Consider the following 24,552-nt stretch of genomic DNA (forward strand, 5'->3'; position numbering starts at 1 on the left):
ACGGATATGTACACCAGCAAGAGACAGGCCGGCTGTCAGGCCGCCATCGCGGGCAAGCCTCGCTCCTACAGGGACCGTACAAGACCGCTGTAAGAGCGAAACCGCCAGCAGCCATTACCGCAGGAACGGATATGTACACCAGCAAGAGACAGGCCGGCTGTCAGGCCGCCATCGCGGGCAAGCCTCGCTCCTACAGGGACCGTGCAAGACCGCTGTAAGAGCGAAACCGCCAGCAGCCCTAACCGCAGGAACGGATATGTACACCAGCAAGAGGCAGGCCGCCATCGCGGGCAAGCCTCGCTCCTACAGAGTGCGGGAAACCTGACATGAACTTAAACGCACTTTACCGCGTCGACAGCTTTCCACACGCGCGACCTAACCTTGAATCAGGTTGGAAATCTTCACGTCCGGATCAACGTCAGCCTCATAGTCCACCCCGTCGATCTCGAATCCGAAGAGACGCAAGAACTCCGCCTTGTAGCCGGCAAAGTCGGTGAGCTCGTATAGATTGTCGTTGGTGACCTGATCCCAGAGCTGCTTGACGCGATCCTGGACTTCAGGAGCCAGCTCCTTGTAATCGGCGCGCAGACGGCCCTCTGGATCCATGCAAGGAGACTGGCCGTAAAGGCTGTCTTTGTAGAGCCCGTGGACCTGCTCGATGCAACCCTCGTGGGTGCCCTGCTCCTTCATGACCTTGAACAACAGGGACAGGTACAGCGGCATGATCGGGATGGCGGAGCTAGCCTGAGTGACGACCGCTTTCAACACTGAAACCCGCGCATCGCCTCCCAGGTCAGCCAACCGCTCGCGAATACCGAGAACCTTCTGATCCAGGTCTTTCTTGGCCGCACCAATGGAACCATTCCAGTAGATGTCATGGGTCAGTTTTTCGCCCAGATAGGTGAACGCAGTCGTTTTGGCACCCTCGGACAGGACACCCGCCTCGTGCAAGGCGTCCATCCACATCTGCCAGTCTTCGCCGCCCATCACGGCCACTGTGCCGTCGATCTCGCTTTGTGTGGCCGGCTGCAGGGTGGTGTCTTTGACAACCTCCTTGTCGGTATCAAGGCCTCGCAGGCTGACCGGCTTGTCGAGAGGTTTGAGTGTCGAGCTGAAAACCTCGCCGGTTTTAGGGTGGGTCCGTCTCGGCGCAGCGAGGCTATAGACAACCAGGTCGACCTTGCCGAGATCCCGCTTGATGGTTTCGATGGTCTTTTGTTTGATCTCGTCAGAGAAAGCGTCGCCGTTGATGCTCTTCGCGTAGAGACCATCCGACTCGGCAAACTTGTGAAAGGCAGCGGTGTTGTACCAGCCGGGCGTGCCGAGTTTGCCATCGACACTCTCACGTTCGAAAAACACACCCAGCGTATTGGCGCCGCAACCAAAAGCCGCAGTAATCCGTGCAGCAAGCCCGTATCCGGTCGATGCACCGATCACCAGTACGTTCTTTGGCCCTGCGCTGATCGGTCCTTTGTCGGTGACATAGTCGATCTGCTGCTTGACGTTGGCTTCGCAGCCAACTGGGTGGGTCGTCACGCAAATAAAGCCACGAACGCGCGGTTTGATAATCATAAAAGATCCCCCTCTTCCAATATGCCGAGAACCGACATTGGCTGTAGTTCTGTCAGCCGTCCAAGTCATAGACGCCCGCAAACCTGAAGCGTCACCGAGCCGCCCTGAATTTCACACCGCCCCCGTGATATCCGCCAGCAATTCAATAGATCTGCCCCCCTCCCCCGGATTAAAGGTCGAACCACACAAAAAAGGGTGGTAGCCAGCGGCAGACACTGGAGTACCACCCGGGATCAGGGCGAATCGCGAGGTGACAAGCCGAACGATCGTCTACGTCGCAGCGCTAAAAACTCATTTTATTGAGTAGCACTGACGGTGATCTTTCCAATCATTTGAGGGTGCAGAGCACAAAAATACTCAAACGCCCCAGGCGTATTGAACACATAGGAAAAGCTGTCATTGGTGTCGAGCGCGCCCGAGCGAAACACCTTATTGGTTTCCACGACCGTGTGCGGTACTTGATCGTCGTTGACCCATGTCACTTTTGTGCCAACGGCTATCGTCAAATCCTTGGGTCCATACATGAACTCTTTGATGTCGATTTTTACATCTTGTGCCCAAACGGGTATCGAGACCAACAGACAGCCCAGGGTCAGCACCTGCAAGAGCTTTTTCATGTGAGCGCCTCCCTTAAGTGAGTGTTGAGTCGATCAGCGCCAGTGGGTGATCGCCTTGTGTCGCCTTGACGTCGGTAATCCCCAGAAAGTTGCGCAGTTGATCGGCGGCCACCGTCATCGGACCCGGTGCAGGCGCGGCTCCAGGAGCCGGTTGCGGGTAGGCGGTGCCGCGAGCGGTGTGAAAGGTGATATTGCCCTCGACCTTTTGGATGACCTGATGGATGTGGCCGTTCAAGATCGTCACCGAGCCATAGTTGCGAAGCATGGCGATGGCCTGATCGCCGTCCTCCGTACCCCAGCCCCACGGCTGATAGATCGTCCACAAGGGAATATGAGTGAAGACGACGACAGGCGTGCTCGTAGACACTGCGCGCAAATCATCGGCCAGCCACGTGAGTTGGTCGGCACCGAGGGTGGCCTCGTGGCCCGCCTGCCAGTTGAAGACATTCACCAGCGCAATGAAATGCACGCCATGATCGTCGAAGCTGTACCAGCCATTGCCTTTCGTGCCTTTGCCGTAACGCTCCAGATAGAGTTTTCCGCCGCCTTCATCGAGGGTGTCGTGCTCGCCCGGCACATAGTGCACGGTTGATGGCAGACCTTTGAGGAGCTGCGCGGCGGTATCGAACTCTTCCGGTTTGGAGAGGTGGGTGATGTCACCTGTGTGGAGAATGAGTGACGGTTTTTTAGGCAGCGCTATGACCTTATCGATGGCCACCTGCAATGTCTTGCGCGTATCAGGGTTGGCCTCCTTGTTGAAGCCGATGTGCGAGTCGCTGATTTGCACGAAGTGGAAATTGCTGGCCAGTGCTGTCGGGTCCGATAACTTACCGGTGTCATCCAGCGCAAAAGCCCGTGGAATACCGCCGCTCAGCGCCCATATGACGCCGGCTCCGGCCCATGCCGAGCACAGGAGCAGGTTTCTGCGGTCAGGGTCCAGCGGGCCGTCGGTACGCTTATCGTGTGTTGTTGAGTGAATGTCCATGGGAACTCCCTCGGTAGCGGTTTACATTGATGAGCTGACACGATGTAAAACCGACCGGGGTGGAGTTTTATTCCAGGCAAAAATACGTTTTCTTTCGGGAATAAAACAGGACGTATCCCCGTTATAGGGGTTGGAAGGGGCTGGAGCCACTATGAAGCGATTTGAGGAGCTGTTTGCCCCGCATATGGATGCGGCTTATAACCTCGCGCGCTGGCTCACCGGCAATGAGAGCGCCGCCCAGGATGTCGTGCAGGAAAGTGCATTCAGGGCATTTAAATTTATGCACCGCTATGCAGACGGAAATGCCAAAGCCTGGTTCCTGACGATTGTGCGCAACGAGAGTTATAACTGGCTCAAGGCATCGGCCGGCAATCGATGGGTCGCCATAGGTGATGAGATATCAGCAGACGATCTCGCGTTGGGCCACACCCAGACCCCGGAGCTGTTTGCCATGCATGCCGAGGATGCCGAGCTGGTTCAGCAAGCGCTGCGAGCCCTGGCCCCGGCTTTTCGTGAGGTGATCGTCCTGAAGGAGTTGGAAGACATGCCCTACAAGGACATAGCAAAGGTGGTCGACATACCTTTAGGAACCGTCATGTCGAGACTGGCCCGGGCGCGCGCGATGCTCAAGCTGGAACTACTGAAGTTGCAAAACCATGAATGACCTGAACTGCACCCACTGCCACGAATTGATTCATGGCTACCTGGACAACGAGCTGGATACCGAAACAGCAGCGAATGTTGCCGAACACCTATCGAGTTGCGCCGATTGCCAGCGCCTGCATGACCAAACGAAATTACTGATCGCCAGCGTGAAGGCACAGGCGCCGTATTACGTTGCGCCTGACTCCCTGACTCACAGTGTATTTGCCAACATTCAATCACAGACCTCTTCGGCCAGGAGCGTTTGGGAAGTATTGCGAAACGCATCGCGGAGGTGGCTCGCACCTGCTTTTTCAGCCATAGCGCTGGCCATGGCACTGGTGCTGTTTGTGGCAACCCCTTCAAGCGAGCAACCCTGGATGGATGAGGCGGTGTCCAGCCATGTTCGGTCGCTGATGGCCGAGCACTTGAATGATGTGGCCTCCTCCGACAGACACACCGTCAAGCCATGGTTTACCGGCAAGCTCGACTTCTCACCGCCGGTGTATGACTACTCGGCACAAGGCTACCCGCTGCTCGGCGGGCGACTGGACTACCTGCAACACCAGACCACCGCGGCCCTGTCCTATGGCCACGCAAAACACATCATCAACGTGTTCATCCTGCCAACCACCGAAACGGATAAACCCCGACAGAGTCTGTCCATCCGCGGCTATAACATCGTCGCCTGGCAACAGAATCACATGCGCTTTATCGTCGTATCCGACCTCGAAAAAAGTGAGCTCGAAGCCTTTAGCCAGCTGGTTGAAAAAGGGGCTTGAGGGTCAATACCAGTCAGTTAAGACATTACGCGAACCGTAGCAGCTGGCGAAGCCTGCGTCCGGCTGCGCAGCAGTCGTAAAACAGTCACTGCGGTATTCCAGACAAATCGTGGAAGCAGGATTTGCGACGGCTTCGCCGCCGGACGCAGCCTTCGGCAGCTGCTACGGGGGACAGTGCTGAACCTGAAATTCCTTAACTGACCGGCATTGGGCTTGAGGGTGGTCTGTCATCTCTTCTCATAACGAGAAATGGGCGACCCGTGAGGTCGCCCATCTTCATTACGACGCCAGAACCTGCGCCTGCAAACGTCGCCCGATGACGTCCAGCAAATCACAGCCGTCGCGCAACGGGATAGCCAACACCCGTGCGAAGTCATGCAGGATGACCGCGTCGCTGCTGATCTCCTCGCGCATGGCGAGGTTCTCCAGCAATTGGGTCACGGCGCTGATGCGGTAAGCGGCGGTATCGTGCAGCACGTCGAGGGGGGCTTCGGTGTCGATCAGCAGCGAGTGGAAATCGTTGTCGATGCCGGTGACAGGCATGTATCTGTCCATGGGGAAAACTCCATTTGATGAAAGAACGTGACCACTTAGTGGCCGGATACCGGAGTGACCGCAGGCGCCGTCGAATCGGACGTGTCGAGGTTATCCAGCGCTCTGTTCACCAATAACTCGCCCAGAACGATCAGTTGCTGAATCGCCAGTGCCTTGTTACGGCGCGAGCCTTCGAGCTCGAAGGCCAGGTCAGTGGTCATCGCACTGAGAGAGGCGAACGTTTCGGAAGCGTGGACCAATAGGGTCTCCGTGTCGACGTGGGGAGCTATGACGAAGATAGTGCTCGGACTCGTGTTGAGCTTCGTTTTATCGAGGGGCGACGCCGGATGGAAATCGAGAGCGCGCTCGGCGGCTTCGCGGAGTTTGGCGGAATCGAGGGAAGCGTCAGCTGAAAGGCTTGGGTTTTCGGGGGGATCGGGGGTGATCTTTTTCATGAGTGCAACTCCTTGATTGGTGGAGTCACCAGACATCGCTGCTAAACGAAAAGGGTGGCGACTGTACGCGGGTTAGCAGACCAGGAATCAAGGAACCCGGCGCACCCGAAGGTGCCCCCCGCACAGCCGCCATAACACAGAACAGCGGACACAAAAAAGTGCCAACTGATCGAATAGCGGCACCTGCGTGCCTTGATATTAACCGAGCTGCTAAACCCGGTCGCTGATTTTGCAGCGACGGATGGAATTTACTTCCGCAGTTCATGACATACAAGTCGGCCTGAGACGGTACGGATTGCAGGAAATATCCGAAGCTTGTGTGCAGAGACGACAGGACGGACCGCGATTTACCCCGCCCTCAATAAAAGCAATCGCCCCCAAAGCCAAGCCCCGTTGATGCCAATGTGCTCGTAAGCCAGGTACTCAGGGCCAGGCCTGTCTGCAACCTGATCACATTCAGATTGTGCTTAGCAATTAAACGCAAGCAGCTACGAGCCCACCTATCGGGGCTTGAGGTCTTATCAAGATATCGAGGTTTTCATCACCCCCATTTCTTCCCGAGCTCCTCCAGACCAGCCTTTTTCAGATCCTGCGGGCTCATCGTGAGGCGAAACTTGCAGTTGGCATTGAAGTTGAGAAAAAAGGGTTCCGCAAAAGCGGGAATGTCGGATGAATTTTGCACGTCGATCACAAGGATCCCGCCACGCATTCCGTCGTTCTCAGTAAAGTACACCGCCTCCGGTTTGATGCTGTCCAGGATACGCTCAATAATCTCGCCCACCTTTGCGGATCTGACGAGGGAATTGAAGGGTTCATGAGGGAACTCGACCGTCAGTAGCATCTTCATAATTCAATCCTCCTTCCAGCTTGCTGCCCTGTAGCCAGAACTTTGCCTCTGGCTCCCATGCCGCCCAAGCCTTCAACAGCCCTGGCGGTCCGTATCCTTAAGCGTAGCGAAGCGTGAGCTAACGCTTATGCAGGGTTACGAGCGGTCATGGGGTCCACCAGAGTGGCATTGCCTCGAATGCACTCATAACGCGGGGAACACCAAGTGGAAAGCGGTATCAGTTTGTGAAGGTCGAACCAGCCACCCATGCCATTGTTACTTCAGGGGCTTGATCGACACGATGGTGGCCGCCATGCCCTCAGCACGAAATTCAAACGCTACTTTGTCCCCTGCCTGGGCGGAAAGAGACAGTACAACAACGGTGCTTGCAACGGCGATCAGGGCCAGTTTCATACGACTTTTCCTTGAGGGTTGGAGGGTACAACGCACAGGTGCCGACGGCGCATCAAGCGGTAGGCTGCCGGAATGACAAACAGGGACAACAAGGGGGCGGTGACCATGCCGCCGACCATGGGCGCGGCGATGCGACTCATCACTTCGCTACCGGTGCCGCTGCCCAAGAGAATCGGCAACAGACCAGCGATGATCACCGCCACGGTCATGGCCTTGGGCCGAATCCGCTGCACTGCACCTTCACGAATCGCGGCGACCAGCCCGCGCTCGGTGCTGTCACCGGTGTCTTCGCGCTCGGCCCAGGCGTTCTTCAGGTAGAGCAGCATGATCACGCCGAATTCGGCCGATACACCGGCCAGCGCGATAAAGCCGACCCCGGTGGCCACCGACAAGTTGTAGCCCAACAGATACAGAAACCATGCGCCACCGGTGAGAGCGAATGGCAGCGTGGCCATGATCAGCAAGGCCTCATCGAAACGGGCGAAGGTCAGGTAGAGCAGCACGAAGATGATCAGCAACGTGGCCGGTACCACCAGTTTGAGCCGGGCGTTGGCCCGTTCGAGAAATTCGAACTGCCCCGAGTAGCTCAAACTCATGCCTGGCTGCAACTTGACCTGCTCACTGACGACCCGGCGCAGGTCGGCGACCACCGAGGCAATATCCCGGCCACGCACGTCGATATACACCCACCCGGAAGGCCGGGCGTTCTCGCTCTTGAGCATCGGCGGACCGTCACTGACCTTGACCTTCGCCACCATGCCGAGGGTGATCTGACTCCCTGGTGGGGTGTAGATCGGTAATTGCTCCAGGGCGCCGAGCGAATCACGCCACTCACGCGGATATCGCACATTGATTGGGAAGCGGGCGAGCCCTTCAATGGTCTCCCCGATGTTTTCACCGCCGATAGCACCGGCGACAATCGACTGCACATCGGTGATATTCAACCCATAGCGAGCAGCGGCCTTGCGGTCGATATCGACGTCGATATAGCGGCCACCGGTCAGGCGCTCGGCCAGGGCCGAACTGACCCCAGGCACGTCCTTGGCTACACGCTCGACGGCCTGAGTGGCGGCATCGATCTCTGTCAGATTGTTACCGGCAATTTTCACCCCGATCGGGCTCTTGATGCCAGTGGCAAGCATGTCGATGCGATTGCGGATCGGCGGGATCCAGATATTGGTCAGTCCTGGTACACGGACCACCCGATCCAGTTCCTCCACCAACTTCTCCTGGGTCAGGCCGGGTCGCCATTGCTCGTGCGGTTTGAACTGAATGGTGGTTTCGAACATCTCCAGTGGTGCCGGGTCAGTAGCAGTTTCAGCGCGGCCGGCTTTACCAAAGACATGTTCGACCTCTGGCACTGTCTTGATCAGCCGGTCGGTCTGTTGCAGAAGTTGCGCGGCCTTCTGCGCCGATAAACCCGGCAAAGCTGATGGCATATAGAGCAGGTCCCCTTCATCCAGTGGGGGAAGAAACTCACCACCCAACTGTGACATCGGCCATACCGCGCTGAGAAACACCAGCAGTGCGACCAGCATGGTGATTTTTGGCCGACGCAGCACCGCGTCCAAGGCTGGCTGGTAGAGCCTGATCAACCAACGGTTCAGCGGATTCTGTTCCTCATTGGGAATCCGCCCACGAATCCAGTAACCCATCAATACCGGCACCAGGGTCACCGACAGTCCGGCCGCCGCCGCCATGGCATAGGTCTTGGTGAACGCCAGCGGGCCGAACAGCCGGCCCTCTTGCGCCTCCAGAGTGAACACCGGGATGAACGACAGGGTGATGATCAACAGGCAGAAGAACAGTGCCGGACCTACCTCGGCTGCGGCTTCGGTCATCACGTGCCAGTGATGTTCACCCTTGAGCTCCTCCCCTGGATGGGCTGCGTGCCAGGCCTCGATCTTCTTGTGAGCGTTCTCGATCATCACCACCGCGGCGTCGACCATGGCACCGATGGCAATGGCAATCCCGCCCAAGGACATGATGTTGGCGTTGATTCCCTGGTAGCGCATGACGATGAAGGCCATCAGCACCCCGACCGGTAGCGAGATAATGGCCACCAGGGAGGAGCGCAGATGCCAAAGAAATATCCCGCAGACCAGGGCGACGACGATGAACTCTTCGAGCAGCTTGTGGCTGAGGTTTTCCACGGCACGGTCGATCAGCTTGCTGCGATCGTAGGTGGTGACGATTTCCACCCCGGCCGGCAGGCTTTTCTTCAACTCGTCGAGCTTGGTTTTGACCGCTGCGATGGTCTCGCGGGCGTTTTTGCCGCTGCGCAGAATCACCACGCCGCCAACGGTTTCACCCTCACCGTCGAGTTCGCTGATGCCACGACGCATCTGCGGCCCCAGTTGGATCGTGGCCACATCTCCCAGGGTGACCGGCACGCCACCCGCACCGAGCCTGAGTGGAATCGCGCGAAAGTCATTCAGGGTCTTCAGGTAACCGGAAGCGCGCACCATGAACTCGGTCTCCGCCATCTCCAACACCGCGCCACCGGTTTCCTGATTGGCCTTGCCAATCGCCTCGGTCACCTGCGCCTGAGTGATCCCCAGGCTGGCCAGTTTGAGTGGGTCGAGCTGCACCTGATACTGCTTGACCATGCCGCCCACGGTGGCCACTTCCGCCACATTGGGCAGAGTCTTGAGTTCAAACTTGAGAAACCAGTCCTGAAGAGCGCGCAATTGCGCCAGATCATGCCCACCGGTGCGATCCACCAGGGCGTACTGATAGATCCAGCCCACCCCGGTGGCATCCGGCCCCAAGGCCGGTTTGGCGCCCGCGGGCAGGCGGCTTTGTATCTGGCTCAGGTATTCCAACACCCGCGAGCGAGCCCAATACATATCGGTACCGTTTTCGAACAGCACGTACACGAAACTGTCGCCGAAGAAAGAATAACCGCGCACGGTCTTGGCGCCAGGCACCGACAGCATGGTGGTCGCCAACGGATAGGTCACCTGGTTCTCGACGATTTGCGGCGCTTGACCTGGATACGGCGTGCGGATGATCACCTGCACATCAGAGAGGTCTGGCAGCGCGTCGATGGGCGTGCTCTGCACCGACCAGACGCCCCAGCCGGTGACGAACAGTGTGGCCAGCAATACCAGGAATCGGTTGGCCACTGACCAGCGAATCAGGGACGCGATCATGGCTGGTCCCCTAGTTTTTCCAGGCGCTCTACGCGCAAACCATCATCGGTTTGACTGACGGAGATACGAACCTTGTCGCCCGCCTTGAGTCCCTGCATGAGCGCAGGGGCCGCCAATGGGAAGGTCATGGTCATGCCAGGCATGCCCAATGTTTTGAAGGGACCGTGGGCAAGCGTCACATCTTTGCTATTGATCTGCAGGACTTGTCCCTGCGACTCATGAAGGGCGGAGGCGGTGCCTGGAAGTGCTGGCATTTCCAGCGCGCTTGCGACGATGCCCTTGAGGCTGGCCTCGGAGTCGAGCAGGAACTGACCTGAGCTGACCACCTGTTGACCTTCTTGCAAGCCTTTCAATACCGCCGTCTTGCCGTCGTTTTCCTGCCCGAGTTGCACCTCCACCGGACGGTAGCGACCCGCGTCTTCGGCGAGCATTACCAGCGTGCGCCGGCCAGTGCGGATGACCGCTTCGCTCGGCACCCATAACACACTTTGCCCGGTCTTCTGGTTCAGGCGCACCTGCGCCGACAATCCGGGTCTGAGACGCCCATCAGGGTTGGGCAGTTCGACGCGTACGCGAACGGTGCGGCTGTCCATATTCGTTTCGGGCAGAATCGCACTGACGGTGCCGTTGAGTACTGTCCCCGGGAAGGCTGGAAGGCGTGCTTCTACCGTCTGGCCGACGACGATCGATCCGGTCTCCGACTCTGGAACGGCCACCGCTAGCCAGACACTGCTCAAGCCATTGACGCGAGCCAGCGTCTCGCCGGCCGACACGGTCATGCCCGTACGGACATCCAACTCTTGCAGCACTCCACTGATGGGGTTGGTGAGGGTCATGTTCGGCTGAATCTTGCCGCTGCGTTCTACCTGGGTAATCAGCGCTGCCGGCATCCCCGTCAGGCGCAGCCGTTGGCGGGCCGCTGCGATCAAGTCGGCATCGCCATTACGTTTAAGTGCGAGGAATTCTTCCTGGGCTGCGGCCCATTCCGGTACCAGGATATCCGCCAATGGTGCATTGGCTTTGAGCACATCGCCGGGAGCACGGGCATAAACCCGCTCGACAAAACCGGCAGTACGCGCCTGGATCACGGCGACATCCCGCTCGTTGAACGTCAGCACGCCGACAACATCCAGGCTGGAAGCGAGGGCTCCACGAGTGACTGTGGCCAGACGCAGGCCGAGGTTCTGGGTCAGACTGGGGTCAATGCTGATGGCCGCGCTGTTTGTTGCCGCGTCGGCGTATTGCGGCACCAGCTGCATATCCATGAAGGGCGACTTGCCCGGTTTGTCGAACTTCTGCTGCGGGTACATCGGGTCGTACCAATACAGCACCTTGCGTTCGCCTTGCATTGTGGAACCTTGTTCGGCTGCTGCCCCGGGCATTGTGCTCATGCGCTGCTGAGCAAACCAGTAACCGCCGGCAACACCCAGGGCGATCGACAAGCCAGTCAACAAAGCCCCTTTCCAGATTCGAGCGCTCATTGGCTGGTTTCCTCGTAATTGAAATACAAACGTGCGTTGGTCAGGGCTCGCTGTTCTTCGACATCGATCTGTTTGAGGCGGGCCTCTATGAGTTCACGTCGGGCAGCGATGACCGGCGCCAGATCACCTTTGCCGGCGCGGTAGCTGGCCATGGTCAGCCCCACCTTTTCCTTGGCCAGGGGCACCAGACTTTCCTGACTGCGGCGCACGGCACGATTCAGGCGTTCGTATTCGGCCAGATCCTCCTCCAGTTGTTGGGTATGCTCACGCACCATGGCTTCACGCTCAGCCTCCAATTGGTTCAATTCAGCGTGTTTGGCGGCGATTTTGGGATTTTGTCGGGAGCCGGGAAACAGTGGCAGGTCGAACGAGAACTGCACGCTGACCATGTCCCCGAACTGACGGTCACGGTGTTGGTAATCGAGTTCCCAACTCCAGTCGGATTGTTTTTCCGCCTCGGCTTCACGGACTTTGGCTTGCGCCTCGCGGGTCATCGGTTCGAAGGCCGCCAGTGCGGGGTGATGTTGCAGCTTATGAGAGTAGCCTGTGGTCTCGACGGGCCATTGCGGCAAACTGCCGGTTGGCGGGTCGTTGGCCGCCGGGCCAATCCAGCGCTTGAGTGCAGCTCGAGCTTGCGCACGCATACGGATCAGGTCGTCCTGTTGATCCGCTAACTGCGCAGCCTCCTGTTTCGGCGTGACCGCATCCGCAGGCTGAGCCCGACCACCGGCAATCTGTGCCCGAACGGTATCGGTCAACAGACGATTTTCTTTGTAAAAGTCCTGGAACAGCGCCTCTTTACGCTCGACGGAATAGCTGCTGATCCAGGCCAATGCCGTGGCCTGTCGGACATTCAGACGCTCGACTCGACCTTCGGCCGCGGCTCGGTCAACGGCCGCATCGGCCACCTCAATACGTGCTTTGCGTTTGTCGCGGTTGGGCACTTCCTGCATGACCCCAACCATCTGCATGGTCATGGAGTCCTGGTCAATGCTCCAGCGGTCGGGGCCGCCAATGGGATAGTTCTGCACGCCGAGCTTTAACTTCGGGTCAGGCAGTTCGCCAGCTGGAATGGCAGCACTGCTGGCAGCTTGCAGTTTGGCGGCTTGGGCCGTCAGCGACGGCGCATTGTTTTCGGCCAGCCGCAATGCTTCATCGAGTGTCAGTGGGGCTGCGAGGCTCGGCAATGCCAGTACGCTTGCCGCCAGGCCGGCCACGAGGGACCAACCTGTGCAATAGCACTTGGAGTTCATGTTCACGATTCCTGTGATGATCCACTGCGCGCGTCATGAGAGATGCGCACAGATATGCCATCCCGCTAAAGCGGAATGAGGCTCAGTGAGGTACAGGAATCAAGCGCGGGGCGGTCGCCATACCCCTGAAGGGGTTTGCACTGGCAGGAAATCGCTGGAGAAGGAAAGTACGACAGGGCTGGTTAATGTGACCGGGGGCTTGATGATCGAGACTTGCAACATGCCGCCAGTCTTGCACTCCTGGCCCGGCTTGCAGGGTTTGCCGTGATCGGTGGGGCTTTTCATGTCGTGACAGCAGTCCATCCCCATATCGTCCATCATCGCCATGCCCATCGTCTTCATTGGGCAAGGTTCTGTCGGTGCCTGAACGCCCGCCATCCCGCTGAGGGGAAGCGCCAGGCTAATCAGGAATATGAGGCAAAACCGCAGGTAGCGTTTCATGGGCTGGAGTGTAGTCGTTGAGAATGGCTCTTACAATTGGACACGTGTCATCAGCAGCCTGCCGCAAGCCCCTGACCCGGGCGATAACACCGAACCTGAATTAAGCCAGCATTATCAGTACGAAGTAGAAGTTCATAGCGATGGAGGCTTGTTTTGTGTGGAGCAGGACGCTGGACTGGTTTCGGCGGAACCTGGCTTAGGGTTCAAAGCGTCACGCAAAACGCGAACATGCGGCGGTCGGTGAGCAGCGGCACCCAGCAGGAACATCTCTACCGCTCGATTGACCCATTCCCTGATCTGCTCGATTTCCAGAGGCTGCGAGGCGGGTTGATAAAGCCGTACTTGTACCTCAGCCGTCAGCAGCGCCAGGACCTGTGCTGCTTTTACCTCAGGGGCAGACCGGCGTAGCTCACCACGGGCGCATCCAGCTCGACAATACCGCATTACAATCGCTTGGCCCGGCCTCGTAGAACAGCATGCCGATAATGGAGCGCCCTGCCTCGGCCATGACCATCCGGTAAACCGCCAGTGCGCTGCTCTCGTTGGTCAACACCCATAACATGCACTCGCCAAAGCGTGTCAGCGCCTGCTCGAGCGTGACGTTATCCCGGTCATGGGCGGACAGTTGCGCCACCGCCTCTGATGAATGCACTGTGGCGACTGATCGAACGACTTCTACAAACAACTCTTCTATCACACCCTGGTTACGCCCCCCCCCCCCGTTGGGCCCTCTCACGGAGTACGGATTGTGCGGAGTAGTCAGTGTCGGGGATTTATTTCAAGAACCTCCCTCAGTCAACCTTATTCGAGGTTCTTTAGCTCAGGTGTGAACGGGTGAAAAGAGTGCAGACATGTCAATCACCAAATAACAAAGACAGCGTGGAGGGGTCAGGACGGCAGCACGAGGCCGTTGCCCGGTTCACCACCAGCGATGTCGGGCTTTGGCCAGATGACGTCCAGGCGTGTGCGGCTGATCAGCCATTGACCATCGACCCGGCGGTACTCGTCGGCATAGATGCCCATGAGTATCAGTGGGTTTACCTCGACGGCTCGTTCGGTCGCCAAGAACTGCATGTGGCAGCGTCCCTCGGCGTGGTTTTCGTCCAGTAGTTCAACCCACTGGTTGGAAACCAGGTGAACGAACGGGTAGGCGCCGCGCTGTTCGACGTCGTACTCGGCGAAGGCTATGGACAGGCCGGCGTGGATCTCTTCACGACCTCTCCAGCAGCCTCGATCCACTTGGAGAATGCCATCTTCGGTGAACAGCCTGGTGAGCGAGTCGATCCGGCCACTGTCCAAATGGTGGCAGTAGAGGACTCGTAGATTTCTGATGGCTTCCAGCGAAATCAGTTGGTTCAGTTCGGTGTTCATGGGCGCCTCTGGGAGATAACTCAAGGTGTAGCGCCAGCTTCATGATTGAGTAGGCGCTGCCGCGTCGTTTGCACATCTTTACTGGCGGGTGATCCGTAATCGGCTAAACGCGCATCACCACAGCACCGGTCGTGCGTCGTTCTTCAAGATCCTGGTGCGCTTGCACGACCTGTTCGAACGCATAGACGTGGCTCGGATCGACTTTGAGGATGCCCGATTGAATGGCCCCCAGCAGGTCGGCGGCAGCCATTTTGAAATCCTCCACTGACGAGGTGTAGTGCGGCAGGATCGCCCACGTCAGGTACAGTGCTTTTGGCATCAGCAAGAAAGGGTCGAACGGTTCCGGGAAACCAGACGCCTTGCCAAACTGCACCAGCGTACCGCGTGGTTTGAGTACGGCCAGTGAGCCGAGAAAGGTGTCCTTGCCCACGGAATCGAATACCGCGTTCACACCTACGCCGCCAGTCAGCTCGAGAATACGGGCAACGAAGTCTTCCGTGGTGTAGTTGATGACCTCATCGCAACCCGCATCGCGCGCGACTTGAGCCTTGCTGTCAGTGGACACCGTGCCGAACACGCGCAGCCCCAATGACTTGGCCCACTGCACGAAGATCTGCCCAACGCCGCCAGCGGCCGCGTGGTAAAGAATGGTGTCGCCCGGCTTGAGTGCCACGACTTCTTTCACCAGATAACGCGCGGTCAGGCCCTTGAGAAAACTGGCTGCAGCCTGCTCGTCGGTGACGCCTTCGGGGATGACCATCACCCGATCGGCCAGGTGCAGCTTTTTGCTGGCATAGGCGCCGAAGTTGACATGGCTATCGCCATAAATGACTCGGTCTCCGACCTTGACCGAGGTGACATTGCGGCCAACGGCTTCGACGATCCCAGCGGCCTCGTCACCGACAATCATAGGGAACTGCGGTACAGGCAGCGTGCCACGACGGAAGTAGACGTCAACGAAATTCACGCCGATTACGGTGTTGCGCACCAGTACTTGATCGTCGCCCGGTTCGGCAATCTCGATCTCTTCAAACTTCAGGGCTTCCGGGGCACCGTATCCGTGGATAACGGCGGCTTTGGCGGTAACTGGCATGATCATGTTCCTCAGTAGGGTTACGAGCTAACCCGATTTAAAGAGGTACAGTTTCAGCTGTTTTTGGAGGGGCGATAAGCCGGTGAAAATCGATATCACCTTTCGCGATTTACGAGAAATAAAACCAGTTTTGATGGCGAGAAAAAGTACCGAGCAAATGGAAATGGAATCCACGGACTGGAATGAGCCGGGCTACGCAAACCCTGCCAATTCCCGCGCGAGAAAGTCGAGGAACGCGGTGACCCGACGACTCGCCACACCTTCAGCGGTAACGGCATACAGGTTAGCCTCATCGGGAAGAAACCCCTCCAGGGCAGTCGACAGCACACCGGCTTGCAGGTCTTTGCGGATAGTCCATAACGGACTAATGACAATGCCGTAGCCTTTGATGGCCCACTGTCGGAGCACTCCGCCATTGTTGGCCATCCGATTCCCCGACACCTTCACCCTGAGCCGTTTACCGCCCTCGGTAAATGACCAGGTTGAAAATGAGCGGTCTGGCCACGAGATCACCAAGCAGTTGTGATGCGCCAAATCCTGAGGGCAAGTCGGTTTGCCATGAGCGGCCCAATAGGCCGGAGCCGCAGAAATCACTCGACGTCCTGAAACCAGTAGTCGGGCCCTGAGCGAAGAATCGGACAATGGGCCGTGACGTAGCGCAAAGTCCAGATGGTTCTGAACCAGATCAAGCACGCCTTCGGCCAATAGCAGGTCGAAACGAATGCCGGGATGCAACTCCAAAAACCTGTCGATCAAGGGAGCAACCACTTCACTGCCAAAATCCTGAGTGGTCGTGAAGCGGATGAGTCCTGTCAACGGCCCCTCTTTGACGCCCTCAAGTGTGGAGTCCCACACGGCCAATATCTTTCTTGCCTCAGACAGGAATTGTCGGCCCTCGTGAGTGAAGCTCAGTCGCCGAGTGGACCTCGTGATCAGCCGCACCCCCGCGCTCTGCTCCAACTGCTGCAAGGCAACACTGACTGTCGAGGTTGCCAGCGAATATTGGCGTGCTGCACCACTCAGACTGCCGGCTTCATCGATACTGACAAAGATTCGCAGCGCGTCGATCGTGTCCATATTTCGCGAATCCAGAATAATGGGTGGCCGGAGCGGTTCGCTCTGTTTCGCCGGGGTCGAAAAGTATTTCATCACACGTGGCATCGCGAACGCGATCACTCTCGGCTGTGCACGCCGTGGATGAACCTTCATTCAGGGATAAAAACGATGAATCAGAAAGACTCATCGCGGCTCGCCAACTTGCGGGCGCCGCCGCAATACTCCATCACCACCGTGCAAGCCGGTAATTGAGCCAATGTGCAGAGCAATTGGCCGCGGCTGGTTTTCTTGCGCAATACCTGGTGGTCTTTAGCGTCCTGGCCATGCAGGTGGAAACTGTGTTTGCCGATGTCGATACCGAGAAGCGTCACCGCGTTCATGGGAGATCCTCCGTCCGAAAACGAGAAAAGCCCTGCAAGCGTAAACCTGCAGGGCTTCTCGGTCAGGCTGATCATCTCATTAAACCCGGACGGTGCCGGGTTTTATGTGGGCATGGGGATTCAACACTCCCGCCAGGGAAGTGGACGCTCGAAGATCAAGAGCGAACCACTGAACCGGAGACCGGTAGATTTTCCAGCAGCTTGAGTCCCGTGGTCTTCACGAACGTCTCATAGTCCATCGGCTTCTCAATGCGGGTTTCCGCGTTCGGTAGCACATAGGCCCAAGCCCGCTTGGACGAAACGTCGTAGACCAGCTTGAACAGGCGGGTAGGTACCCAGACCTTGTTGTCACCAACAGTGGTATGGCCAGCGTCAAAGAGCGGGCCGGTAAAGACATAGACATCGCCATCGGCTCGCATCGCGAACTTTCTGACATCAGACTCGACCTTGCTCCAGATCTTCCGGTTATTGGTTGGGTCTTGCGGCACCATGTTCGAAAGCGCAAAGGTCTGGGCCATTGCATGCGGATTCGGTGCATCTGCCGCCGGGGACTGATGGCCACGATCCACTGCCGGATGTTGGCCACGGTAGTCGCTCAACTCTGCCCGCCCGCTCTTGGGAATGCGTGGGTCCGGATAGAACTGATTGGTGCGTTCCTCACCCTTGGCATCCTTTAGCTGGGCTGAATTGAGGCGCTCCACCACAACCAGCGGAGTCTTGCTGGTTTGCGAGTACAGCACCGCAAAGTCGTCGGAACACAGGGCCAAGGGCTTCATCGTTGCAGGCACGCTAGCCATGTTGATCGGCCTGGCTGCCGGGAACAGGTCTGCACACCCATCAAACGATGCCTGTTTCTGTTTACTTGAATAGAGGTCAATCGCCGCGTTCTGGCTGATTGAGCCAGAGCGGTACCCTTGCTCCTCATGCTGGCTGGACGGTTTGATGAAGTCCAGCAGGTTGCGAGCTTCAGCCGCACCCGTCGAGAACAAAACAAGGGCCGACAGCCCCACTGCAATTTTGCGTAGGTTCATGCTTAAAATCTTTGAATTGGATTGAGGGGGGATTCTTACGGTAAAGCCCCGTATCACAGGGCTTTAGTTGGAGCGGTTTCTGGTTATGCTGCGGCGAACATGTTTTCAATATCCTTGATCACACCACCGATGCGGGCTCGGTCAGCCCTGAACACGAAGCGCTGTACGTTGATCCCGACCATTCTAAAAATCCGCGCCAGGGTTTCAACTTTAATCATGCTGATGATGGCATGAGCGGGTTTCTACCGTCTGCGAATGGATAATGGCAGAAGAACGACCTATTGCCGTATCCGGAGTTTGTTGACCGCTACACTGAATCAAGGTTCCCCCGCCTCCGCCTCCAGACGCGACCAAACCTGGCCAGCCACTCCATCATCGCCAGCAGCGGGTCAGCTAACTGCGTTATTACATCCCATCTGACCACCTGTTTGCATTCGCGCTGACTAGCCAATTGCATTAGTGCTGACCATCGATTGCGTCCGACTTGACCAATGCATGTCGAAGAGGCGATTGGCAGAAAACGGCCCAATGCCGAACCAAACACAAATACGCCACTTGAACGAATCACGTCAGCCAACGACGAACGGCATGAGATCACGAGATTCATAACCTGCGAAGTGAGATTACTGGAAGGCCGCGCGGGTCAGGATCCAGGCTTATCTATATCGATTCATCAACTTTACGAGGATTTGTCACGTCGATACACATCCAATAGCGCCTCAAGGGGGTGCCTCAAGGTTCGATCAGCCAGACGCTTGCTCTGACTGCGACACGAGTAACCGGTAGCCAGCGGTTCGCCTTCCCCCAGAACAGCCAGCTGTTGCGCCCATGATTGATCAAAGATCATCCGTGAAGTCTGCTGGTTGCGTGATTCATGGCCGTAAGTACCGGACATCCCGCAACATCCGCTGGCCTCGGTGATCAACGTCAGGCCGGCGCGCTGAAAAACCTGCTCCCATTGTTGACTACTGGCGGGCACATTGGTCTTCTCGGTGCAATGCGCCAACAATCGATAAGGCTTACCCCGGATTGCGGGCTTGTCTCTCGAACTGAGCGCGTCGAGTAACCACTCCTGTGGTAACGCTACATCCGGGCATTGCCCCATGCCTGGGACTTTCAGGTACTCCTGACGGTAAACCAGCGTCATTGCAGGATCCAGACCCACCAGTTGCACACCACACTCGCTGAGGGCCCGCAGCGTTGAGGCGTTACGCAACGCAGCCTTGTTGAAGGCCCCGAGAAAGCCCTGAACATGCAAGGGTTTGCCATTGGCGCTGAAAGGCGCGAGGAACACCTGGTAGCCAAGGGTGGATGCCAGCTCGATAAAGCTGGCCAGCAAAGGTGTTTCAAAATAGCGAGTGAAAGCATCCTGCACTAACACCACGCTAAGACGGCGCTGATCGGCGCTTAAGGCGGCCAAACGCCCCGGTGTTGCCAGTCGCACATTAAAGCGTGTGAGCATCTGGTGAAAACCGAAACGACTGATCAAGGGACTGTCGACCATGCCGATGGAGTGAGCCAACCAGCTGCGGACCAACGAAGCCTGCATCAGAGCGTTATAGAGCCCGGGAACCCGCGCAAAATAAGGAATGGTGAACTCGAGCGAACCGATCAGGTAATCACGCAGCGGCCGAAGATAGCGCCCGTGATATAGCTCGAGAAACCGCGAGCGGAACTCCGGCACATTGACCTTGACGGGGCATTGCCCCGCACAGGACTTGCACGCCAGACAACCGGCCATGGCCTCGTAGACTTCGTGGGAAAAATCCGAGGTTCCCCGGCGCTGCGCGCGACTGTTGCGCCAGCGCTGTGGCAACCGGGTAAAGAAGTTGGGCCGACGCAGCTGGGGCGATAGCAAGTCCACCCCAGCGGCGCCCTGCAGGCGCAACCACTCGCGGATCAACGATGCGCGCCCCTTGGGCGAATGCTCGCGCTGACGGGTCGCCTTCCATGACGGACACATGGCGTCGTCCGGGTCGTAGTTGTAACAGGCACCGTTGCCATTGCAATGCACCGCGGTGCCGTAGCTCTGCCACACGCGCTCATCAATCTGCCGATCCAGCTCACCGCGTAACGTGACTTCGTCGATGCGCAGCAACGACTCTGTGCTATCCAGCGGCGTAGCAATCTTGCCGGGGTTAAGCTGATTGTGAGGATCGAACGCCGATTTCAAGGCCTGTAACGAGGGATACAACTCGCCGAAAAACGCCGGCGCATACTCGGATCGAACGCCCTTGCCATGCTCGCCCCAGAGCAAGCCGCCGTAACGTTGAGTCAGTTTCGCTACACCATCGGATATCGGTCGTACCAGCGCAGCCTGGACCGGATCCTTCATGTCCAGAGCCGGGCGTACATGCAGGACCCCTGCGTCGACATGACCGAACATCCCGTATTGCAACCCATAACCGTCCAGCAGCGCACGGAACTCAGCGATATAGTCGGCCAAGTGTTCCGGCGGCACCGCCGTATCTTCCACGAACGGTTGTGGTCGCACTTCACCTTGCACATTGCCAAGCAAACCCACCGCGCGCTTGCGCATGGTGTATACCCGCGTGACGGCTTCACGTCCCGCCGCCAGCGTATGCCCCAAGCGTTCGACACTCTTGTCGGCGCGCATATGCTCGACGAAGCCCGCAACACGATTCTCCACATCCTCAACGCTGTCACCGCTGAACTCCACCAGGTTGATTCCCAGGGTCGGGCGCCCGGGACTCTCGGGAAAGTACTCAGCTACGTTGTGCCAGACGATGTCCTTCATCGCCAGCATCAACACCCTGGAGTCGACCGTTTCGATGGACAAAGGCTTGAGTGCGAGCAAGGCACGAGCATCGCGCAGCGCCTGCATGAAACTGGCGTAACGCACATTGACCAGCACCGAGTACTTCGGGACAGGCAGCACATTGAGCCGCGCCTCGACCACAAATCCTAACGAGCCTTCGGCGCCGCACAGGACACTGTTGAGGTTGAAGCGGCCGTCAGGCTCGCGCAAATGAGCCAGGTCATAGCCCGTCAAACACCGATTGAGTTTGGGGAACACTGCCTTAATCAGTTCGGCCTTTTGCACACTGATGTCCCGAGCCACGCGGTAAACCTCTCCCACGCGATCCTGGCGTGAACAGTGGCGCTGCAAGTCCTCTTGCGTCATCGGATGCGTGCGCAAGCGCTCACCCCCTAGAAGAATGCTGTCCAGCTCCAGCACATGATCGCGGGTCTTGCCGTAGGTACAACTGCCCTGACCGCTGGCGTCGGTGTTGATCATCCCGCCAATGGTGGCGCGATTGGAGGTGGAAAGCTCCGGGGCAAAAAACAGCCCATACGGTTTGAGAGCAGCGTTGAGCTGATCCTTGACCACCCCGGCCTGGACGCGAACCCAGCGTCCCTGAACATCGATCTCCAGGATCGTGTTCATGTGCCGCGAAAGGTCAACCACGATGCCGTCAGTCAGCGATTGGCCATTGGTGCCCGTGCCACCGCCACGGGCGGTGAGTTTGATCTGCCGATAACGCGGCTCGGCGATCAGCCGGGCAACACGGACCACGTCATCGGCATCTTTGGGAAACACCACGGCTTGGGGCAATCGCTGATAAATCGAGTTGTCCGTGGCCAGTACCATGCGACTGGCATAGTCCGCACTGATTTCGCCCTTGAAACCGTAGCCCTTGAGTGCTGTGAGAAAGTCCCGATAGTCGTTCTGGGCCTGAGCCGGTTGCAGCGGGGCGATCATGGCGGGTCACTCTCCCAGGTAAGCTTTCTGGACTTGTTCGTTGTGCAGCAACTCTTGTGCCTGGCCTTCCAGAGCAATACGCCCGCCGTCGATCACATAGGCACGCTGGCAGGTCTGCAAGGCCAGCCTGGCGTTCTGCTCTACCAACAACAGGGTCACGCCGCCCTTGACCACCTCGCGGATGGTCTCGAAGATTTTCTGCACGATGATCGGGGCCAGCCCCATGGACGGCTCATCGAGCAGCAGCAGCTTGGGCTTGCCCATCAGCGCGCGCGAGATGGCCAGCATTTGCTGCTCACCGCCGGACATGGTCCCGGCCAACTGGAACGCCCGCTCCTTGAGTCGCGGAAAAATGCCGAACATGCGTTCGATGTCGGCATGGATCGCCGTTTTACCGTCGTTGCGCGAGAACGCCCCCATCTCAAGGTTTTCATAGACCGTCAACTTGGGAAAAATACCCCGCCCTTCCGGCACCAGCGCCAGGCCTTCGCGAATCAGGTCGTAGCTTTTGATCTTCCCGTGAGCCTTGCCATCGAAAGTGATCTGACCGCCCACCGGGGTGAGCAGTCCCGCCAGGGTCTTCAGGGTGGTGGTCTTGCCTGCGCCGTTGGCACCGATCAAGGCAACCATCTCCCCTTCATTTACATGAAAATCCAGGCCCTTGATCGCCTGAATGGCACCATAGGAAACCTTCAGGTCGCTCACTTCAAGAATACGTTTCATGCTCAAGCCACCGTCTCCGTACCCAAATAGGCCTCGATCACTCGAGGGTCTTTCTGCACTTGCGCCGGCAAGCCATCGGCAATTTTTTTGCCAAACTCCAGGACTGTAACGTGGTCACACAAACCCATGACCAGCTTCACATCGTGCTCGATCAACAGCACGGTTTTGCCGTCCGCCTTCATCTTGCACATCAGCTGTCGCAGCCCTTCGGTCTCCGAAGCGTTCATACCGGCAGCCGGCTCGTCGAGTGCCACCAACAAAGGTTCGGTCGCCAATGCACGGGCGATTTCCAAACGGCGCTGATCGCCGTAGGACAGGTTCTTCGCCAGCTCACCGGCAAACCGGCCTATGCCCACATAGTTCAACCAGTAGCGGGCCGCCTCGTGTATCTCGCGTTCTTCCTGAACACAGCGAGAGGTGCGCAAAATCGCACCAAACACGCCACTGCGGGTACGTACATGACGGCCGATCATGACGTTCTCCAACGCCGTCATATTGTGGAACAAGCGAATGTTCTGGAAGGTTCGCGAGATCCCCGCCTCCACCACTTTGTGGGGCTTGCTGATACGCAAAGGCTTGCCGTTGAACTCCACCTTGCCCTCTTCAGCTCGATACAAGCCGGTGAGCACGTTGAACAAGGTGGTCTTGCCAGCACCGTTGGGCCCGAGCAGGCCACGGATTTCGCCGCGTCTGATACTCAAGTCAATGTTGTGCAGGGCCTGCAGGCCGCCGAAGAATTTGCTGACCGAACGCAACTCCAGCAATACGTCGCTCATACCTTGTTCGCCTCTTTTAACTTGAAATCCTGCGGGGCTGTTGTCAGGTGCGTCGCCGTGCTGTCCAGCGCGGTGTCCATCGCCTGCGGCTCAGGGTCGGCATCATGCAGCTCGGCACGACGACGCTGTGAAGGCCACAGCCCCTCGGGACGGAAGCGCATCACCAGAATCAGCGCCAGGCCGAACACCAACATGCGCAGGGTCGAGGCATCGAGAATGTTGCGCAACACGTCACGGCTGATGAAGGTAACGTTGTCCAGGACGAACGGCTGAACCCAGTTGACCAGGTCGCGGAAGACCTCGGGCATGATCGACAGGATCAAAGCCCCCAGCACCACCCCTCGAATCGAGCCCATTCCGCCCAAAACCACCATGGCCAACACCATGATCGATTCCATCAACGTGAAGGATTCGGGACTGACAAACCCCTGGTAGGCGGAAAACAACGCGCCGGAAACGCCGCCGAACGTGGCGCCCATGGCAAATGCGAGCAACTTGAGGTTACGCTTGTTCAGTCCCATGGCCTCGGCGGCCACTTCGTCTTCGCGCAGTGCCATCCAGGCTCGGCCAATCCGCGAAACTTCGAGACGCTTGGACAAAATGATGGACAGGATCACTACCGCCAGGAAGAACAGGTAATAGCTGATCACCGGCGAGACTTGCAGGCCAAAGACGCTCCATTTGGTTTGCAGCGACAGCAGCGTTTGTGGCGTTTCACCTACTGCGTGGGACCAGGTAGCGCCGTCGATATGCAGCGGCGCGATCCCACTGATGCCCTGGGGGCCGTTGGTGATATTCACCGGTTGATCCAGGTTGTTCATGAAGATGCGGATGATCTCGCCGAACCCCAGGGTCACGATCGCCAGGTAGTCTCCGCGCAGCTTGAGCACCGGCGCGCCGATCAACACCCCGCAGATGGCCGCGAGCACCGCGGCCAACGGAATGATGATCCAGATCGGCCAGTTGAGCACGCCCTCGGTCAAGCCCACCAGGTTCAGGTGCGGCGAGGACAGCAACGCGTACAAATAGGCGCCTATGGCATAGAAACCGATGTAGCCCATATCCAGCAGGCCGGCATACCCGATCACGATATTGAGCCCAAGTGCCAGCAGCACATAGAGCATGGCAAAACCCAGGATGCGTACCCAGGTGGGTCCCAGGAACGGCACCGCATCCACCAGAAAGGGCAAGGCGATGAAAGCCAGAATCAGCAAGGCATATTGTGCGTAGTTGTTTTTCAT

22 protein-coding genes and 2 pseudogenes are annotated in these 24,552 nt (G+C 57.9%); 2 read left to right on the top strand and 22 right to left on the bottom strand.

The features are described 5' to 3' along the window. Positions 1–375 precede the first annotated feature (375 nt). From fabV to AC07UI_RS14310, 3 genes are all read right to left on the bottom strand, one after another. Complete coding sequence (gene fabV, locus AC07UI_RS14300) at positions 376–1,572, bottom strand: enoyl-ACP reductase FabV (RefSeq protein WP_494993103.1); 1,197 nt, start codon at positions 1,570–1,572, stop codon at positions 376–378. Positions 1,573–1,868: 296 nt separating this feature from the next. Beyond that, entirely contained in the window at positions 1,869–2,189 is a 321-nt protein-coding gene (locus AC07UI_RS14305; protein WP_494993104.1) for a cupredoxin domain-containing protein, read from the bottom strand. Positions 2,190–2,202: 13 nt separating this feature from the next. Next, positions 2,203–3,174, bottom strand: coding sequence for a metallophosphoesterase family protein (locus AC07UI_RS14310; protein ID WP_494993105.1), 972 nt, complete (start codon positions 3,172–3,174; stop codon positions 2,203–2,205). A 151-nt stretch (positions 3,175–3,325) separates the two neighbouring features. On the opposite strand from AC07UI_RS14310, the gene AC07UI_RS14315 reads away from it, so the two are divergent. Continuing rightward, positions 3,326–3,838: a sigma-70 family RNA polymerase sigma factor gene (locus tag AC07UI_RS14315; protein WP_494993106.1), complete on the top strand. Its 513-nt coding sequence runs from the start codon at positions 3,326–3,328 to the stop codon at positions 3,836–3,838. Further along, the gene (locus tag AC07UI_RS14320) at positions 3,831–4,598 is read left to right on the top strand and encodes an anti-sigma factor family protein (protein ID WP_494993107.1); all 768 of its coding nucleotides are present in this window, start codon (positions 3,831–3,833) and stop codon (positions 4,596–4,598) included. The genes AC07UI_RS14315 and AC07UI_RS14320 overlap by 8 nt, the downstream gene beginning before the upstream one ends. A gap of 279 nt (positions 4,599–4,877) precedes the next feature. On the opposite strand, the gene AC07UI_RS14325 is transcribed toward AC07UI_RS14320, so the two are convergent. From AC07UI_RS14325 to AC07UI_RS14415, 19 genes and pseudogenes are all read right to left on the bottom strand, one after another. Next, positions 4,878–5,153, bottom strand: a complete 276-nt coding sequence (locus AC07UI_RS14325; RefSeq protein WP_494993108.1) for a hypothetical protein — start codon at positions 5,151–5,153, stop codon at positions 4,878–4,880. A gap of 35 nt (positions 5,154–5,188) precedes the next feature. Continuing rightward, positions 5,189–5,587, bottom strand: a complete 399-nt coding sequence (locus AC07UI_RS14330; protein WP_494993109.1) for a DUF6124 family protein — start codon at positions 5,585–5,587, stop codon at positions 5,189–5,191. A gap of 541 nt (positions 5,588–6,128) precedes the next feature. After that, positions 6,129–6,434: a panthothenate synthetase gene (locus tag AC07UI_RS14335; RefSeq protein WP_494993110.1), complete on the bottom strand. Its 306-nt coding sequence runs from the start codon at positions 6,432–6,434 to the stop codon at positions 6,129–6,131. 255 nt (positions 6,435–6,689) lie between these two features. After that, positions 6,690–6,827: a hypothetical protein gene (locus AC07UI_RS14340; RefSeq protein ID WP_494993111.1), complete on the bottom strand. Its 138-nt coding sequence runs from the start codon at positions 6,825–6,827 to the stop codon at positions 6,690–6,692. Then, positions 6,824–9,982, bottom strand: a complete 3,159-nt coding sequence (locus tag AC07UI_RS14345) for an efflux RND transporter permease subunit (protein ID WP_494993112.1) — start codon at positions 9,980–9,982, stop codon at positions 6,824–6,826. The genes AC07UI_RS14340 and AC07UI_RS14345 overlap by 4 nt, the downstream gene beginning before the upstream one ends. After that, entirely contained in the window at positions 9,979–11,463 is a 1,485-nt protein-coding gene (locus AC07UI_RS14350; RefSeq protein WP_494993113.1) for an efflux RND transporter periplasmic adaptor subunit, read from the bottom strand. The genes AC07UI_RS14345 and AC07UI_RS14350 overlap by 4 nt, the downstream gene beginning before the upstream one ends. Then, positions 11,460–12,716, bottom strand: a complete 1,257-nt coding sequence (locus AC07UI_RS14355) for a TolC family protein (RefSeq protein ID WP_494993114.1) — start codon at positions 12,714–12,716, stop codon at positions 11,460–11,462. The genes AC07UI_RS14350 and AC07UI_RS14355 overlap by 4 nt, the downstream gene beginning before the upstream one ends. A gap of 99 nt (positions 12,717–12,815) precedes the next feature. Continuing rightward, the gene (locus tag AC07UI_RS14360) at positions 12,816–13,157 is read right to left on the bottom strand and encodes a hypothetical protein (protein ID WP_494993115.1); all 342 of its coding nucleotides are present in this window, start codon (positions 13,155–13,157) and stop codon (positions 12,816–12,818) included. A 132-nt stretch (positions 13,158–13,289) separates the two neighbouring features. Further along, positions 13,290–13,719: pseudogene (locus tag AC07UI_RS14365) on the bottom strand (TetR/AcrR family transcriptional regulator C-terminal domain-containing protein). A gap of 326 nt (positions 13,720–14,045) precedes the next feature. Continuing rightward, on the bottom strand, positions 14,046–14,528 hold the full coding sequence (locus AC07UI_RS14370; RefSeq protein WP_494993116.1) for a nuclear transport factor 2 family protein: 483 nt from the start codon (positions 14,526–14,528) through the stop codon (positions 14,046–14,048). A 103-nt stretch (positions 14,529–14,631) separates the two neighbouring features. After that, on the bottom strand, positions 14,632–15,621 hold the full coding sequence (locus tag AC07UI_RS14375) for a quinone oxidoreductase family protein (protein ID WP_494993117.1): 990 nt from the start codon (positions 15,619–15,621) through the stop codon (positions 14,632–14,634). A 192-nt stretch (positions 15,622–15,813) separates the two neighbouring features. Then, the gene (locus AC07UI_RS14380) at positions 15,814–16,698 is read right to left on the bottom strand and encodes a LysR family transcriptional regulator (protein WP_494993118.1); all 885 of its coding nucleotides are present in this window, start codon (positions 16,696–16,698) and stop codon (positions 15,814–15,816) included. Between the two features lie 170 nt (positions 16,699–16,868). Further along, positions 16,869–17,057: pseudogene (locus AC07UI_RS14385) on the bottom strand (IS110 family transposase); the annotation flags it as partial. 155 nt (positions 17,058–17,212) lie between these two features. Continuing rightward, on the bottom strand, positions 17,213–18,088 hold the full coding sequence (locus AC07UI_RS14390) for a DNA/RNA non-specific endonuclease (protein ID WP_494993119.1): 876 nt from the start codon (positions 18,086–18,088) through the stop codon (positions 17,213–17,215). Positions 18,089–18,171: 83 nt separating this feature from the next. After that, entirely contained in the window at positions 18,172–18,306 is a 135-nt protein-coding gene (locus AC07UI_RS14395; RefSeq protein WP_494993120.1) for a hypothetical protein, read from the bottom strand. Positions 18,307–18,767: 461 nt separating this feature from the next. Continuing rightward, positions 18,768–21,812: a D-2-hydroxyglutarate dehydrogenase YdiJ gene (ydiJ, locus tag AC07UI_RS14400; RefSeq protein ID WP_494993121.1), complete on the bottom strand. Its 3,045-nt coding sequence runs from the start codon at positions 21,810–21,812 to the stop codon at positions 18,768–18,770. Between the two features lie 6 nt (positions 21,813–21,818). Further along, positions 21,819–22,535 (bottom strand): ABC transporter ATP-binding protein, encoded by a 717-nt coding sequence (locus AC07UI_RS14405; protein WP_494993122.1) that lies wholly within the window; start codon positions 22,533–22,535, stop codon positions 21,819–21,821. Between the two features lie 2 nt (positions 22,536–22,537). Further along, positions 22,538–23,311 carry an ABC transporter ATP-binding protein gene (locus AC07UI_RS14410; protein ID WP_494993123.1) on the bottom strand — a complete coding sequence of 258 codons (774 nt, stop codon included), beginning with the start codon at positions 23,309–23,311 and terminating at the stop codon, positions 22,538–22,540. After that, positions 23,308–24,552, bottom strand: a complete 1,245-nt coding sequence (locus tag AC07UI_RS14415) for an ABC transporter permease subunit (protein ID WP_494993124.1) — start codon at positions 24,550–24,552, stop codon at positions 23,308–23,310. The genes AC07UI_RS14410 and AC07UI_RS14415 overlap by 4 nt, the downstream gene beginning before the upstream one ends.

This window comes from Pseudomonas sp. GW821-FHT04C07 (assembly GCF_059420325.1).

What these genes read in the sequence shown, in the direction of transcription:
- AC07UI_RS14305 (WP_494993104.1), bottom strand. Translation starts at nt 2,189, where the DNA reads ATGAAAAAGCTCTTGCAGGTGCTGACCCTGGGCTGTCTGTTGGTCTCG.
- AC07UI_RS14315 (WP_494993106.1), top strand. Translation starts at nt 3,326, where the DNA reads ATGAAGCGATTTGAGGAGCTGTTTGCCCCGCATATGGATGCGGCTTAT.
- AC07UI_RS14405 (WP_494993122.1), bottom strand. Translation starts at nt 22,535, where the DNA reads ATGAAACGTATTCTTGAAGTGAGCGACCTGAAGGTTTCCTATGGTGCC.
- AC07UI_RS14390 (WP_494993119.1), bottom strand. Translation starts at nt 18,088, where the DNA reads ATGAACCTACGCAAAATTGCAGTGGGGCTGTCGGCCCTTGTTTTGTTC.
- fabV (WP_494993103.1), bottom strand. Translation starts at nt 1,572, where the DNA reads ATGATTATCAAACCGCGCGTTCGTGGCTTTATTTGCGTGACGACCCAC.
- AC07UI_RS14340 (WP_494993111.1), bottom strand. Translation starts at nt 6,827, where the DNA reads ATGAAACTGGCCCTGATCGCCGTTGCAAGCACCGTTGTTGTACTGTCT.
- AC07UI_RS14360 (WP_494993115.1), bottom strand. Translation starts at nt 13,157, where the DNA reads ATGAAACGCTACCTGCGGTTTTGCCTCATATTCCTGATTAGCCTGGCG.
- ydiJ (WP_494993121.1), bottom strand. Translation starts at nt 21,812, where the DNA reads ATGATCGCCCCGCTGCAACCGGCTCAGGCCCAGAACGACTATCGGGAC.
- AC07UI_RS14410 (WP_494993123.1), bottom strand. Translation starts at nt 23,311, where the DNA reads ATGAGCGACGTATTGCTGGAGTTGCGTTCGGTCAGCAAATTCTTCGGC.
- AC07UI_RS14335 (WP_494993110.1), bottom strand. Translation starts at nt 6,434, where the DNA reads ATGAAGATGCTACTGACGGTCGAGTTCCCTCATGAACCCTTCAATTCC.
- AC07UI_RS14345 (WP_494993112.1), bottom strand. Translation starts at nt 9,982, where the DNA reads ATGATCGCGTCCCTGATTCGCTGGTCAGTGGCCAACCGATTCCTGGTA.
- AC07UI_RS14330 (WP_494993109.1), bottom strand. Translation starts at nt 5,587, where the DNA reads ATGAAAAAGATCACCCCCGATCCCCCCGAAAACCCAAGCCTTTCAGCT.
- AC07UI_RS14350 (WP_494993113.1), bottom strand. Translation starts at nt 11,463, where the DNA reads ATGAGCGCTCGAATCTGGAAAGGGGCTTTGTTGACTGGCTTGTCGATC.
- AC07UI_RS14320 (WP_494993107.1), top strand. Translation starts at nt 3,831, where the DNA reads ATGAATGACCTGAACTGCACCCACTGCCACGAATTGATTCATGGCTAC.
- AC07UI_RS14310 (WP_494993105.1), bottom strand. Translation starts at nt 3,174, where the DNA reads ATGGACATTCACTCAACAACACACGATAAGCGTACCGACGGCCCGCTG.
- AC07UI_RS14415 (WP_494993124.1), bottom strand. Translation starts at nt 24,552, where the DNA reads ATGAAAAACAACTACGCACAATATGCCTTGCTGATTCTGGCTTTCATC.
- AC07UI_RS14395 (WP_494993120.1), bottom strand. Translation starts at nt 18,306, where the DNA reads ATGATTAAAGTTGAAACCCTGGCGCGGATTTTTAGAATGGTCGGGATC.
- AC07UI_RS14370 (WP_494993116.1), bottom strand. Translation starts at nt 14,528, where the DNA reads ATGAACACCGAACTGAACCAACTGATTTCGCTGGAAGCCATCAGAAAT.
- AC07UI_RS14380 (WP_494993118.1), bottom strand. Translation starts at nt 16,698, where the DNA reads ATGGACACGATCGACGCGCTGCGAATCTTTGTCAGTATCGATGAAGCC.
- AC07UI_RS14375 (WP_494993117.1), bottom strand. Translation starts at nt 15,621, where the DNA reads ATGCCAGTTACCGCCAAAGCCGCCGTTATCCACGGATACGGTGCCCCG.
- AC07UI_RS14355 (WP_494993114.1), bottom strand. Translation starts at nt 12,716, where the DNA reads ATGAACTCCAAGTGCTATTGCACAGGTTGGTCCCTCGTGGCCGGCCTG.
- AC07UI_RS14325 (WP_494993108.1), bottom strand. Translation starts at nt 5,153, where the DNA reads ATGGACAGATACATGCCTGTCACCGGCATCGACAACGATTTCCACTCG.